Annotated in this window: 10 protein-coding genes and 1 pseudogene; 1 reads left to right on the top strand and 10 read right to left on the bottom strand. The window is 69.6% G+C overall.

The genetic code is table 11. The features are described from left to right. From V7053_RS14935 to V7053_RS14890, 10 genes and pseudogenes are all read right to left on the bottom strand, one after another. Positions 1-533 (bottom strand): annotated as a pseudogene (locus tag V7053_RS14935) (hypothetical protein); the annotation flags it as partial. A 572-nt stretch (positions 534-1,105) separates the two neighbouring features. Beyond that, a complete protein-coding gene (gene nadD, locus V7053_RS14930; RefSeq protein ID WP_334173059.1) occupies positions 1,106-1,783 on the bottom strand; it encodes a nicotinate-nucleotide adenylyltransferase in 678 nt (225 codons plus the stop codon). 41 nt (positions 1,784-1,824) lie between these two features. After that, the gene (locus V7053_RS14925; protein WP_443022629.1) at positions 1,825-2,076 is read right to left on the bottom strand and encodes a hypothetical protein; all 252 of its coding nucleotides are present in this window, start codon (positions 2,074-2,076) and stop codon (positions 1,825-1,827) included. An 86-nt stretch (positions 2,077-2,162) separates the two neighbouring features. Continuing rightward, the gene (locus V7053_RS14920) at positions 2,163-3,500 is read right to left on the bottom strand and encodes a glutamate-5-semialdehyde dehydrogenase (RefSeq protein ID WP_334173057.1); all 1,338 of its coding nucleotides are present in this window, start codon (positions 3,498-3,500) and stop codon (positions 2,163-2,165) included. 18 nt (positions 3,501-3,518) lie between these two features. Next, positions 3,519-4,658: a glutamate 5-kinase gene (gene proB / locus V7053_RS14915; protein WP_334173056.1), complete on the bottom strand. Its 1,140-nt coding sequence runs from the start codon at positions 4,656-4,658 to the stop codon at positions 3,519-3,521. Next, a complete protein-coding gene (obgE, locus tag V7053_RS14910) occupies positions 4,639-6,225 on the bottom strand; it encodes a GTPase ObgE (protein ID WP_334173055.1) in 1,587 nt (528 codons plus the stop codon). The genes proB and obgE overlap by 20 nt, the downstream gene beginning before the upstream one ends. A gap of 177 nt (positions 6,226-6,402) precedes the next feature. Further along, the gene (gene rpmA / locus V7053_RS14905; RefSeq protein ID WP_043124953.1) at positions 6,403-6,657 is read right to left on the bottom strand and encodes a 50S ribosomal protein L27; all 255 of its coding nucleotides are present in this window, start codon (positions 6,655-6,657) and stop codon (positions 6,403-6,405) included. A gap of 53 nt (positions 6,658-6,710) precedes the next feature. Then, entirely contained in the window at positions 6,711-7,022 is a 312-nt protein-coding gene (gene rplU, locus V7053_RS14900; protein ID WP_043124956.1) for a 50S ribosomal protein L21, read from the bottom strand. Between the two features lie 263 nt (positions 7,023-7,285). Then, complete coding sequence (thiD, locus tag V7053_RS14895; protein WP_334173054.1) at positions 7,286-8,821, bottom strand: bifunctional hydroxymethylpyrimidine kinase/phosphomethylpyrimidine kinase; 1,536 nt, start codon at positions 8,819-8,821, stop codon at positions 7,286-7,288. Between the two features lie 3 nt (positions 8,822-8,824). Next, positions 8,825-12,094 (bottom strand): Rne/Rng family ribonuclease, encoded by a 3,270-nt coding sequence (locus V7053_RS14890; protein WP_334173053.1) that lies wholly within the window; start codon positions 12,092-12,094, stop codon positions 8,825-8,827. Positions 12,095-12,474: 380 nt separating this feature from the next. On the opposite strand from V7053_RS14890, the gene V7053_RS14885 reads away from it, so the two are divergent. Next, on the top strand, positions 12,475-13,119 hold the full coding sequence (locus V7053_RS14885) for a vitamin K epoxide reductase family protein (RefSeq protein ID WP_334173052.1): 645 nt from the start codon (positions 12,475-12,477) through the stop codon (positions 13,117-13,119). The last annotated feature ends 114 nt before the right edge of the window (positions 13,120-13,233 follow it).

Here is a 13,233-nt window from a genome sequence, read left to right as displayed (position 1 = left end):
GCGATCCCAGCTGCTCCGCGCTGCCGAGGAGTCCGATCCGTCACGACCGGGACATGATGCGTCGTCGGCGGCTTCATGACAGGATGCGGGATCCCGGGGACCTTCACATATTCGAGCGGCGTCACCATCGCGAGATTGTTCGCCGACGTCGGCGCCGTCTTGCGGGTCGTCTCGGTGTCCCGCTTGGTCTCCTCCGCGAGTCGCTGCCGGGCCTGCGCCCGCCGGCTCAGGACCGCCTCGCGTTCGGCCTGGGCCACCTGCTGCTTCCGGGTCTCCGGATCCACGGGAGTACTCCCGCGAGGACGCGACCGTGCCTCCGCTTCGGTCTTCGCCTGGGCACGGAGGAGTTCCCGCGCTGCGGCGATCTGCTCGTGGCTCAGCCGGCGGAACGATCCCGTCTCCGGGCCGAGCACGGGCTCGCCGGCAGGGTTCTGCGGAATCTTGAACGGTGCGGTCGGGACGGGCTCACGGAAAGGCGCGGACGACGACGGCGCGGCCGCCGGGCGCTGCCGCTCAGGAGCCCCGGGACGCACCACCGGAAGGCTACCGGCCGGAATGTCCGACGACGGCGTCAACGCCGGGCGCTGCGGAGCTACCGCCTCGTGGGAGGTCGGCGGGGTCTGCGGTGCAACCGGTGGCATGGGGGGCGCCACCGGCCCTTGAACTGATTGCGGCCGCTCCGGGGGGACCGACGGGGTCTCCTGACCCTGCTCCCGGATCTCACGCCGACTCGGGAACCTTGCCGCCTGCTCCTTCTCGGCCAGCTCGCGCATGACGCGGTGGGCCTCACGATCCCGCGCTCGCGCCTGAGAGCTCCGTTCACTGCGAACGGCGTCGACCGGCGCGTCGAGGGCTCTGCGGGAACGGCTGCCGCCCGCGTCCAGGCCCCCAGACCCTTCCTGCCCGCCCCGAGTCCCGCGGGACTGGACGCCGCGGGCCCGGGCCTCCGCAGCGGCGCGGGCCTCGGCCTCTGCCCGGGCCTCGGACTCCGCCCGTGCTTGGGCAGGCGTCAGCTGCGCGGGGGGTTGGTCCCCTCGCGCGGCTTGGGCCAGACGCCGCTCGCGTCGGCTCGTGATGGGCTTCTCGTCATTGTTCATAGATTCATTCACCAAGCCGCCGACGCGCTTCCTGCGGCGCCTGCGCGGCGTAGTGGGGTCTCGGCGGGGGCAAGGTGGATCACACCGTCAGCCCGCGCCGCCTTCGCGGTCGTGTCATCGAGGTAGAGGCCGTACTTCGCGATGTACTGGACGACGCCGTCCGGCACCAGATACCAGACCGGCTCGTGGGACGCGACCCGTGCGCGGCAATCCGTCGACGAGATAGCCATGGCAGGCACCTCGAGCAGGCTCACCTCCGCGCGCCCCAGATCCGGCAGTTCATGCCCAGGCCGGGTGACTCCGACGAAATGCGCGAGGCTCCAGAGCTCGTCCACGTCCTTCCAGCCGACGATCTGGGCCATAGCGTCTGCACCCGTGATGAAGTACAGATCCGCCTCAGGCCTCTCCGCCCTGAGGTCCCGCAGAGTGTCGATCGTGTAAGTCGGCCCTGGCCGCTCGATGTCGACGCGGCTCACCGTGAACCGCGGGTTCGACGCCGTCGCGATCACCGTCATGAGATAGCGGTGCTCGGCGAGGCTGACCGTGCGGCTCGACTTCTGCCACGGCTCACCCGTCGGCACGAAGACGACTTCGTCGAGGCCGAACTTCGACGCCACCTCGCTCGCCGCGACGAGGTGCCCGTGGTGGATGGGGTCGAAGGTCCCACCCATCACTCCGAGGCGAATGCGCCGCCCTCCCGGCACCTGTGCTGGCTCCGTCAAAGGGGTCAGTGGCTCGCGGCGCCCTGGTGGCGGTCGTGCTTGTTCGGGTGCTGACGGTGTGGGTCGGCGTGCTCTTCGGTGGGCTCATGGCGACGCCCGAGGTTGGTGTAGGAGAGCGTCACGAAGAGCAGCACGACGAAGAAGGCAAAGAGCGTGATGCCGATGACGAACGGCGGCGCGATCGTCGGCGCCTTCGTCTCATCCCCCGCGGCCTCTGCACCCACGGTGAGTGCGGTGGTCATGAGCGTTGCCAGCATGGTTACTCCTCCGAGCCTTGCGAAATCCCTGTGATCACGGTGATCAGTCTTCCGATCATCCTACCCCGGCAGGTCCGGGGAACGGCTCACTCGCGAACCTGTCCCTCGCCCTGAACGATCCACTTGGTGGTAGTGAGCTCGGTCAGCCCCATCGGGCCCCGAGCGTGCAGCTTCTGGGTGGAGATGCCGACTTCGGCACCGAGTCCCAGTTCGCCGCCGTCGGTGAAGCGCGTCGAGGCATTGACGATGACGGCGGCGGAGTCGATCTCCGCGATGAACCGCTCAGCATTGCGGAGGTCGTTCGTGATGATCGCCTCGGTGTGCCCCGTGCTCCAGCGCCTGATGTGTTCGAGCGCCTCGTCGATCGAGTCGACGGTTGCAACGGCGAGGTCGAGATCCATGTACTCGGTGGCCCAGTCCGCGTCGGTCGCCGCGACAGCTTCGACGCCGGCGGGCAGCGAGTCCATCGAGCGCCCGTCCACGTGCAGGCGCACGCCGCGTTCGGCGAGAGCGCGCGCGAGCGCCGGGAGCACCGTGCTCTTCGAATGCACGAGGAGCGTCTCGACCGTATTGCACACGCTCGGGCGCTGCGTTTTGGCATTGAGCAGGATCTCGACAGCCATCGTCTCGTCGGCAGACTCGTCGACGAAGATGTGCACGTTCCCCTCGCCGGTCTCGATCACCGGGACGGTGGAGTTGAGGACGACGTTCTGGATGAGCTCCCGGCCACCGCGCGGGATCAGGACGTCGACGCGGCCGCGGGCCTTCATGAGCACCTCGGCACCGGCGCGGCCGTACTCGTCGACGGTCTGAACGGCGTCGGCGGGCAGTCCGACCTCGACGAGCGTGTCGCGGAGAATCGCGACGAGCTCACGGTTCGTGTTGGCGGCAGCGCTGCCGCCCCGAAGGATGACGGCATTGCCGCTCTTGAGCGCCAGCCCGGCGATATCCACCGTGACGTTGGGGCGCGCCTCGTAGATCGCGGCCACGACGCCCATCGGGACGTTGATCTGACGCATCCGCAGCCCGTTGGGGAGCGTCTGCCCGCGCACGACGTTGCCGACCGGGTCGGGGAGGCCCGCGAGGTTCTCGAGAGCGGCAACCAGCCCATCGATGCGAGCAGGGCTCAGGGCAAGACGGTCGAGGAGCGCCTTCGAGGTCCCGTTCTCACGACCGGCCTCGAGGTCCTTCTCGTTGGCCGCAAGGATGCGCGACTCGTTTTCCTTGAGCGCACTCCCGATGGCCCGGAGCGCGCGGTCCTTCCACGCGCGGTTCGCACGGCCGACGGCGCGCGACGCGACGCGGGCACGATCGCCGACGGCGAGGACCGCGGCCTCGACGCCGACCGGCTGAGCGGCGGCCGGAGCGACCGCTTCCTGCGCGGCGGCGTGGGCGGTCTCGTGGTGGGCGACGGTGTCAGTCATGCCTTCAAGTCTAACGAGCTAGACGATCACGAGGTCATCGGTGTGAACGACCACACGCTCGTATTCGGGACCGAGCGCCCTGCCGAGCTCCTTGGTGGAGCGCCCGAGCATGTCCGGCAGCTCGTCCGCCGAGAAGTTCACGAGTCCCCGAGCGACCACATTCCCGGCCGTGTCGGCGATTTCGATCGGATCACCCGCCTCGAAGTCACCCGCCACCGCCGTGATCCCGGCGGGCAGAAGCGACCGGTGACGCTGCACGACCGCCCGGACGGCGCCGTCGTCGAGCGTCAGGGTCCCCCTCGTCGCTGCAAGGTGCGCGAGCCACAGGAGGCGCACCGGCTTCCGCCGCCCGCTCACGCTGAACCAGGTCCCGACGTCCTCGCCGGCCAGCGCACGGCCCGCCGCCGCCGTCGACGTCACGAGCGCCGGAATGCCAGAGCTTGCCGCGATGCTTGCAGCCTCGACCTTCGTAGCCATGCCGCCCGTGCCGACACCGGCGGCGCCGGAGCTGCCGATCCGGACGCCGTCGAGATCATCTGCTCCGCGCACGTGCGGGATGCGGACGCCCCCTTCCGCCGGTGGTCCGGTATAGACGGAGTCGACGTCGGAGAGGAGCACGAGCGCGTCCGCGTGGACGAGGTGGGCCACGAGGGCGGCTAGGCGATCGTTGTCGCCGAAACGGATCTCGTGGGTTGCGACGGTGTCGTTCTCGTTGACGACAGGCACGACGCCGAGGTGCAGGAGCTTCTCGAGCGCGCGATGCGCGTTCTTGTACTGCGTGCGCCGCACGAGGTCGTCGGCCGTGAGCAGGACCTGGCTCACTGTCACGCCGTGCGCGCCGAACGCATGCGTGTAGCGCGCCATGAGCAGGCCCTGGCCGACGCTCGCCGCCGCCTGCTGCGTCGCGAGGTCACGCGGGCGCTTCGCGAGTCCGAGGGGCGCGAGGCCCGCCGCGATGGCCCCCGACGAGACGAGAACGATCTCGGTTCCCTCGTTGGCCCGCTCCGCGAGCGTGTCGACGAGCGCCGCGAGGGACTGTTCCGAAATTCCGCCCCGAATCGTCGTGAGCGACGACGAGCCCACCTTCACGACGATCCTCCGCGCCTCCGGCAGCCACTCCCGGCCGCGGACGCCGAGCTCAGAACTCGCCGTCGTCATCGCTCTCCTCGGACTTCACATCCGGCGCCCACTCCCTACGACGGCTCGACTCCGTCCAGATTCCAGCGCGCCGTTCGGCCTCGAGTTCCTCGCGCGCCGCGGCCTTGGCCGCCTTGCGGTCCTCGAACTCGTCGCGCTTCTGGGCGCGCGTGGGCCGCGACCAGTCGCTGAGCCGGAGATCGGTTCCGCGGGGACCGGCAAGGAGCTCGGCCCCGGCCGACATCGTCGGCTCCCAGTCGAAGACCACGGCATCGTCCTCACCGATGACCACCGTGTCACCGGCACGCGCACCGATCTTGAAGAGCTCGTCCTCGACACCCAGCCGATTGAGCCTGTCGCTCAGGTAGCCGACGGCCTCGTCGTTCGTGAAGTCCGTCTGCTTGACCCAACGCTCGGGCTTCTCGCCGATGATGCGGAACAGCGGCTCGAGGTTGCGCTCCTCCTTGAGGATGGCGAACGACTTCTCGTTGACGGCGCGGGGGCGCAGGACGGCGGGGGCCACCTTCGGCGGCGCGGCCTTGACCTCGTCACGGGCACGCTGGACGATCTCGGCCATCGCGAAGCCGAGGGCGCGGAGGCCCTCGTGGCTGGTCGCAGAAACCTCGAAGACGCGATAGCCGCGGCCCTCGAGTTCGGCACGGACCATCTCCGCCATGGCCTTGCCGTCCGGAAGGTCAACCTTGTTGAGGGCCACCAGCCGGGGCCTCTCGTTGAGCGGGACCACCTCGCCATCGGGCCCCGCAAAGCTCATGTCGACGTCGTACTTCGCGAGTTCGCCCTCGATGATGTCGAGATCGTCGACCGGGTTGCGGTCAGACTCGAGCGTGCCGCAGTCGAGGACGTGCACGATGGCGGCGCACCGCTCGACGTGCCTCAGGAAGTCGTGGCCGAGCCCACGGCCCTCGCTCGCTCCCTCGATGAGGCCGGGAACGTCGGCGATGGTGAAGCGGACGTCGCCGGCCTGGACGACCCCCAGATTGGGCACGAGGGTCGTGAACGGGTAGTCGGCGATCTTCGGCCGGGCCGCAGACATGGCCGCGATGAGACTGGACTTGCCGGCTGAGGGGAAGCCGACGAGGGCGACGTCAGCGATCGACTTGAGCTCGAGGACGATGTCCCGCTCCTCGCCCTCGATGCCGAGGAGGGCAAAGCCCGGGGCCTTTCGCTTCGCCGTCGCAAGCGCCGCGTTGCCCAGCCCGCCCTGGCCTCCCGCGGCGGCGACGAACTCCGCGCCCTCCCCCACAAGATCGGCGAGGACGACGCCGTCGCGCGACTTCACGACCGTCCCGTCGGGCACAGGAAGCACGAGCGTCTCCCCCCGATGGCCGGCACGCCAGTCACCCATTCCGGGGCCGCCGTTCTCAGCGTGGCGATGGGGCGAATGGTGGTAGTCAAGCAGCGTCGTCGTCTGGGTCGAGACCCGCAGGACGACGTCGCCGCCGTTGCCGCCGTTGCCGCCGTCCGGACCGCCGAGCGGCTTGAACTTCTCACGCTTGACGGAAACACAGCCGTGTCCCCCGTGCCCGCCCGAGACGTGCAGCACCACGCGGTCGACGAAGCTCGCCACGCCATTCTCCTTACGCCGGGGTCTCCCCCGATTCTAGTTCGCGGGGCACGCCGTCCCCGGCGTCCCGCGACCGCCCTTTCCGGACGGTGCATGGGCAAAAAAACAGGTGGAGCGGGCCACTGGCCCGCTCCACCGTGATAAAAACTGCGGTCCCGGCATCCGCCGGGCCAGCCCAGACTACTGGGCGACGACGATGTCCACGACACGACGGCCGCGGCGCGTGCCGAACTGCACAGCGCCAGCCTCGAGGGCGAAGAGGGTGTCGTCCTTGCCACGGCCAACGCCGTTGCCCGGGTGGAAGTGCGTGCCGCGCTGGCGCACGAGGATCTCGCCGGCGTTGACGGTCTGGCCGCCGAAGCGCTTGACGCCGAGGCGCTGCGCGTTCGAGTCGCGGCCGTTGCGGGTGGAGCTTGCGCCCTTCTTGTGTGCCATGAGCTGTGCCTACCTTGGAATCTGTGGGGTTACTGAAGTATTGGGAATCGCGATCAGGCGGTGATGCCGGTGATCTTGACCTTCGTCAGATCCTGACGGTGGCCCTGGCGCTTCTTGTAGCCCGTCTTGTTCTTGTACTTCTGGATGACGATCTTCGGGCCACGGAGGTCCTCGAGGACCTCAGCCGTGACCTTGACCTTGGCCAGCTCGGCGGAATCGGACGTGACCTTCTCGCCGTCGACCAGCAGGAGGGCGGGCAGCTCGATGGTGCTGCCGGCACCGCCGGCCACGCGGTTGAGGGTCACGAAGTCTCCGACGGAAACCTTCTCCTGGCGGCCGCCGGCGCGGACAATCGCGTACACCACTGGGAACTCACTTCTCTCGACGTTATTACTGAAAGCTCTTGCGCGCGGCGCCCCACACTGCTGCCCTGCAGCGGCCTGGAAGCGCTCGACTGTGCTTCTTGCCGTGAGCCCGCGAGGGGATTCCCTGGGAACGAAACCCAAGTGTAGGCGTCAGCACCGAGGATCTAGACTACGCCAGTCCTCCACCCGGCCGCAAATGACCACCCGCAGCGAGGCACATGGCCTGCTGTGAGGAGCCCGTGCCGGAAGCACGCTGTTCAAGTCTAGCCCACTTCGGGGAGGTTCTCCGCCCAGGCGAACTTCGACGGCGCGTCGAAGAAGTCGCGCTCGTACACGGTCGACTGCCGGAACGCCTCCATCATCGCCGCGCGCTCTCCTGCCGACGCGGCCTGGCCGGCCCGGTCTGCGAAGCTGATGGCCCGCCGCGTCGCCTCGGCGAAGCCCTCGTCGGCGTACGTCTCGATCCACGCCCCGTAAGGATGCTCGGGGGAGGCCGTTCCGGCTTCGGCGCGCTGGACGTGCCGCCGGTGGAGGTCCTCGCCGACAACCGCATAGATCCAGTAGCACGGGAGCACAGACGCAGCGAGCACCGCATAGCTCCCCACCGAGGACGCAGCGATGAGGTGGTCGAGGTAGGCCTTCGTCACCGGCCCTTGGACAGACGTCCCACCCGACGGGACCGGATGACGGGAGAGCCACGAGCGGTGCAGCTCGGCCTCGACTTCGAGGCAGACCTGAGCCGAATTCGCCCAGAACGCCTGCTCTTCCTCGGTGGGCGCGAGAGCGCTCGCGCGAGCGAGGGCCCTCGAGAAGCCGTTGAGGTACTGAGCGTCCTGCGCGAGGTAGTACGCGAACTGGGCCTCGGGAAGCGAACCGGCATCGAGCTGAGCCACGAACGGCAGCGCGTCGATCTCGGCGCGGACCTTGGCGGTCCCATCCCACATGCGGGCCGCGAACTCGCCCTCGGCGAGAGGCACCGTCCCCTCGGCATGGTGGAAGTGGTGCACCGGCCCGTGGCCGCCGCCGACCTCTAGCTCGTCCGACGCCGCGATCGCGCCCAGCAGCCACTCCTTGACCACGCGAAGCGAAGCCGCCCAGTCCCCCGTCCGGGCCTGCATCGTGGCGAGCGCGGACGAGAGCGAGCACCCCGTCCCGTGGGTGTTGCGCGAATCCACCCGCGTTCCGTCCACCTCGACGACCCGCTGCCCTGCTGGCGCGCTCGCATCCACGAGTGCGTCCGGGCAGTCCGGCCCACCCAGGTGGCCGCCCTTCACGAGGACGACGGCGCCGATGCGGTCCGAGAGCCGCTCGCCTTGGGCGAGCGCCTCCGCCCAGGTCGCCGCCGTCGGCTCGTCGAGGAGCACCCCGAGCTCAGGAAGATTCGGCGTGACGAGATCCGCCTTGGCGAGGAGCCCGCGCAGGGCGGCCGCGGCGTCGTCCGCGAGGAGCCGGTCCCCGCTCGTGGCGACCATCACCGGGTCAAGGACGACGACGGCGGGGCGCGCCCGGTCAAGCCACTCCCCGACAGCGTGGATCACGGAGGTGTCCGAGAGCATGCCGATCTTGACGGCGTCCACGGCGATGTCCGAGGACACCGCGTCAAGCTGCGCCGTCAGGAACTCCGGCGGAGGCGTGTGGACGCCCGTGACGCCCCGCGTGTTCTGGGCGGTCAGCGCGGTGATGGCCGCCATCCCATAGCCGCCCATCGCCGCAATGCTCTTGAGGTCGGCCTGAATGCCGGCTCCGCCCGAGGGGTCGGAGCCGGCAATGCTCAGGACCCGGGGAATGCGCCGCGCCACCGCTCAGAGCTCCGAGGCGGGGACGCCGACACCCAGGATGAGCGGGCCCTCGCCTTCGGGCTTCTCAGGGACCGGGGCAGGCTGTGCCGCCGATGTGCGCGTGCGGCTGCCGACCGCACCCCCCGACTCGTCGACGCGAGTCACCTCAGCCGATCCCTGACCGCTCTGGGCCCCGCGGCTGCGGCGCCGACGCCCGTGGCGTTCCTCGCCCCCCGAATGGCGTTCGCCGGTGAGTTCGTCGAACGCATGGCTCAACGCGTCGAGGCTGAGGGTCGGTTCGGGCCGGGGCGGGACCGGTACGGACTCGCCGACCGGGAGCTCGATGCGCTCACCGCCGATCGTGAGGACCGGGACGGCCACCTGCGGGATGGCCGCAGGGGCGGGAGCGGGCTCCTGCTGCGGACCCGGCTGCGGTGCGAGCTGCGGTGCCTCTTCGTGCGCCTCCGGGTGGGCCTTCTCGTCGTCGTGCACATGAGCAGCGTGGGCCGCCGCAGCGACCGCGGCGAGCGCCGCCCTCGTCGCCTGAGCGCGCGCCTGCCGCTCGGCGTCGTCGACCTCGGGGACGGGGTGATGATGCACGGGGGCCGGGGCCGGCTCCTGCTCCTGCGGACCGCGCCCGCGACGGCGGCGCCGCTCGGGGCGGGCGGCCGTCTGCTGGCCGTCGCCGCGCAACGGCTGATGTTCCGACGTGGAGCCCTGCACGCGCCCTCGTTCGACGGGCTCCTCGTGGGTGATGACCCCGCGACCGCCGCACACCTCGCACGTCTCGCTGAACACTTCGAGCAGGCCGGTGCCCATCCGCTTGCGCGTCATCTGCACGAGGCCCAGCGAGGTGACCTCGGCAACCTGGTGCTTCGTGCGGTCCCGGCCGAGGCACTCGACGAGGCGCCGCAGCACGAGGTCTCGGTTCGACTCGAGCACCATGTCGATGAAGTCGATGACGATGATGCCGCCGATGTCGCGAAGGCGCAGCTGGCGGACGATCTCCTCCGCGGCCTCCAGGTTGTTCTTCGTCACCGTCTCCTCGAGGTTGCCCCCGGAGCCCGTGAACTTTCCGGTGTTGACGTCGATGACCGTCATCGCCTCGGTGCGGTCGATCACGAGGGATCCGCCCGACGGCAGGAAGACCTTGCGGTCGAGCGCCTTGTGGATCTGCTCGTCGATCCGCCACTCGGCGAAGATGTCCGCCTCGCCCTGGTACTTCTCGAGGCGCCCCAGAAGGTCGGGCGCCACGTACGTCACGTACGCCTCGATCGTGTCCCAGGCCTCCTCGCCGCTCACGATGAGCTTCGAGAAGTCCTCATTGAACACGTCGCGCACGACCTTGATCGTGAGATCCGGCTCCGCGTAGAGGAGCTCCGGGGCGAGGACCTTGGTCGACGTCGCCTGGCCTTGGATGGCCTCCCACTGGGCCCGCAGCCGGTTGATGTCGTGGGTCAGCTCTTCCTCGCTCGCCCCCTCGGCCGCGGTGCGCACAATCACGCCCGCGTCGGCGGGAAGACGATCCTTCAGGATCCGCTTCAGCCGATTGCGCTCGACGTCGGGCAGCTTCCGCGAGATGCCCGTCATCGAGCCGCCCGGCACGTAGACGAGGTACCGACCGGGCAGGGAGATCTGGCTCGTAAGGCGCGCACCCTTGTGGCCCACTGGGTCCTTCGTGACCTGGACGAGCACCGAATCGCCCGACTTGAGCGCGTTCTCGATGCGGCGCGGTGCGCCCTCGAGGCCAGCCGCGTCCCAATTGACCTCGCCCGCGTACAGCACGGCGTTTCGGCCGCGCCCGATGTCGACGAACGCAGCCTCCATCGAGGGCAGCACGTTCTGCACCTTGCCGAGGTACACGTTGCCGATGAGGGAATCCTGCTGCGTCTTGGACACGAAGTGCTCGGCCAGAACGCCGTCTTCGAGGACCGCGATCTGGATGCGGTCCTCCTTCTGCCGCACGACCATCTGGCGGTCCACCGACTCGCGGCGGGCGAGGAACTCCGCCTCCGTGATCACGTGACGGCGCCGGCCCGACTCGCGGGACTCCCGGCGGCGCTGCTTCTTGGCCTCGAGGCGCGTGGACCCCTTGACGCTCTGGACGCGGTTGCTCGTGACCTCTGCGCGGGTGCGGGGCGCCCGGACACGGGTGACAGTGTTGGGCGGATCGTCGTCCAACCCGCCCTCGAGCTCGAGGTCGGCCTCGCCCCGACGGCGGCGGCGACGGCGGCGGGACGTGACTTCTTCCTGCTCGTCGGGGGACTCCTCCGAATCCTCCTCGGCCTCCTCTGAGCCCTCCTCGAGACGGCCGCGTCCTCGCCGGCCACGGCTGCGACGGCGGCGGCGCGAGCCTGCCGACTCGTCGTCCTCGTCTTCCTCGGTCTCGTCGTCGATCGGCATCGAGGGCGCCGCGGAACGCGTCGTGACGATGCTCAGATCCGGGGCTTGGAAGATCATCGACGTCGGGGAGAGCGGCTCGCTGAAGAGCGCGGCGAGGGGGCCCATCGCAGCAGGCTCCTCCGGGGTGTGCTCGGGCTCCCCCTCGGATCCCTCAGCGGCCTCCGGGGAGGCCACCTCTTCCTCGGCAGCGGGCTCCTCCGCGGCCGCCTTGGGCCGCCGACGGGAGGGGCGCTTGGCTTGGGGAGCGGGCTGCTCCTCCGGTGCAGGTTCGAGCTCCGCGGCCGGCCCCTCGTCCGGGGCCTCCGACTCCTCCACGGCGATCTGGGCCGCCTGGGCGGCGACAACAGCACGACGGCGCGCCCGCACCGAGCTCTTGGCCCGCGAACCGGAGCCGCCCGTCGGCTCTTCGCCCTGCTCGCCGTCGTCTGGGAGCGGGAGCATCGGCGTCGCGGACGCCGACTTCGAATCTGCGTGGGCCGCTGCTGCCCGGGCCGACGTGCGGCGGGAGCGGGACTTCGGTGCGGGCGCGGCTTCGACGGGAGCGTCCGTGCTCTGGCTCCCGGATTCGGCCGCGGCGGGGGCTCCAGGCGCTCCGCTTGCGGACACCGCCTCGGTCGCTGGCGGCTCGGCCTTCTTCCGGCTGCGCGGTGCCCTCTTGGGCTTCTGGGGGACTTCTGCCTGCGGGGCGTCAACCGCCTCGCCGGGCCCTGCGGCGTCGTTCGCGGCCTCCTGAGTCGCGTCGGCCTGCTCAGGGGAACCGCCCACAGGCGGCTCGCTCGGGCTGCCCGCAGCGGCCTTGGCCCTGCGCGGTGCCCGGCGCGTCTTGGCCGCGGGTGCAGCCTCTTCGATGGGACGTTCCGGACCCTCTGGGGCCTGCTGTTCGATGTCCATTTGTGCGTACTCCACAAGCCGCCCGCAACGCCGCCACATCCGGCGCCCGAACGGCACCACGTGCCGGCACCCGCAGGCGCCGACGAAGTCGTCTCTGGTACCCGAGCGGCTGCGGCGTCGCCGACCACTTGAGCCGATGCTGCCCGGGACCCGCGGCCTATCCGGCCGACAAGGTGCCTCCGGAGCCAGCGGGCGGCAGATGGGCAAATCACCCGTGCGCCCGGCGTTGGACCGGCGGTCTTCGTGGCAGTGCATCGGACCGGCCGCCGAATGTGGATCGACGTCCGGCCAACTGCATTGTCTCACACACCCCCCAATCAGCTGGGTGTCAGACGCGCGCCGTAGAATCTGGGCAAGCCACCCAGGAAGGAACCATCGTCATGACGCAGGCCGCCGCCTCCGCCCAGACCGAGACTGCGACTCCGGCCGAAACCGGCCCAGTCATGACGAAGAGGATTCCCTTCGCATGGCTGCTCCTCGTGACGAGCATCGTCGGGTGGCTCGCGTCCGGCGAGCTTGTGCTCGAGAAGCTCCAGAAGCTGGCCAACCCCAACTTCGTGACCGTGTGCGACGTGAATCCGTGGATCTCGTGTGGCCAGGTCATGAGCACGTGGCAGAGTTCCCTTTTCGGCTTCCCGAACATGTTCATCGGGATCGTCGCGTTCGCGATCACCTTGACGGCCGCGATGGGCATCTTCGCCGGCGCAGCCTTCCGTCGCTGGTACTGGGTCTGCCTGCAGATCGGCGTGACCCTCGGGTTCGTGTTCGTCGTATGGCTGTGGAGCCAGGCGCTCTACGCGATCGGAATACTGTGTCCGCTGTGCATGATCGTGTGGGCCATGATGATCCCGATGTTCGTCTGGACCACGATCCGCAACCTCCAGCGCGGGGCCATTCCAGCCCCGCCGGGTCTCGTGAAGGCGCTCGGAGAATGGGGGTGGATCATTGTCGCCGTCCTCTACATCGGGGTGATTGCCTCGATCTTCTTCCGCTTCCTGCCCATGTTCGTGCCGTCGACGATGTAACGCCCCCCTCTCCGTCTCGGGTACACAAACTCCCCTCCCAGACACTCTCGGGCACACCAACTCCCCTCCCAGACACTCTCGGGTACACAAACTCCCCTCCCCGACACTCTCGGG

Source organism: Sinomonas sp. (assembly GCF_036848755.1).
Classification (GTDB): domain Bacteria; phylum Actinomycetota; class Actinomycetes; order Actinomycetales; family Micrococcaceae; genus Sinomonas.
Note: the sequence above shows the minus strand (reverse complement) of the source record. Positions and strands in the feature narration are given on the sequence as shown.

Bases quoted from the DNA above. Each gene is read 5' to 3' on its own strand.
- V7053_RS14925 (WP_443022629.1), bottom strand. From the start codon at position 2,076: ATGCTGGCAACGCTCATGACCACCGCACTCACCGTGGGTGCAGAGGCC.
- proB (WP_334173056.1), bottom strand. From the start codon at position 4,658: ATGACGACGGCGAGTTCTGAGCTCGGCGTCCGCGGCCGGGAGTGGCTG.
- V7053_RS14885 (WP_334173052.1), top strand. From the start codon at position 12,475: ATGACGCAGGCCGCCGCCTCCGCCCAGACCGAGACTGCGACTCCGGCC.
- rpmA (WP_043124953.1), bottom strand. From the start codon at position 6,657: ATGGCACACAAGAAGGGCGCAAGCTCCACCCGCAACGGCCGCGACTCG.
- V7053_RS14890 (WP_334173053.1), bottom strand. From the start codon at position 12,094: ATGGACATCGAACAGCAGGCCCCAGAGGGTCCGGAACGTCCCATCGAA.
- V7053_RS14920 (WP_334173057.1), bottom strand. From the start codon at position 3,500: ATGACTGACACCGTCGCCCACCACGAGACCGCCCACGCCGCCGCGCAG.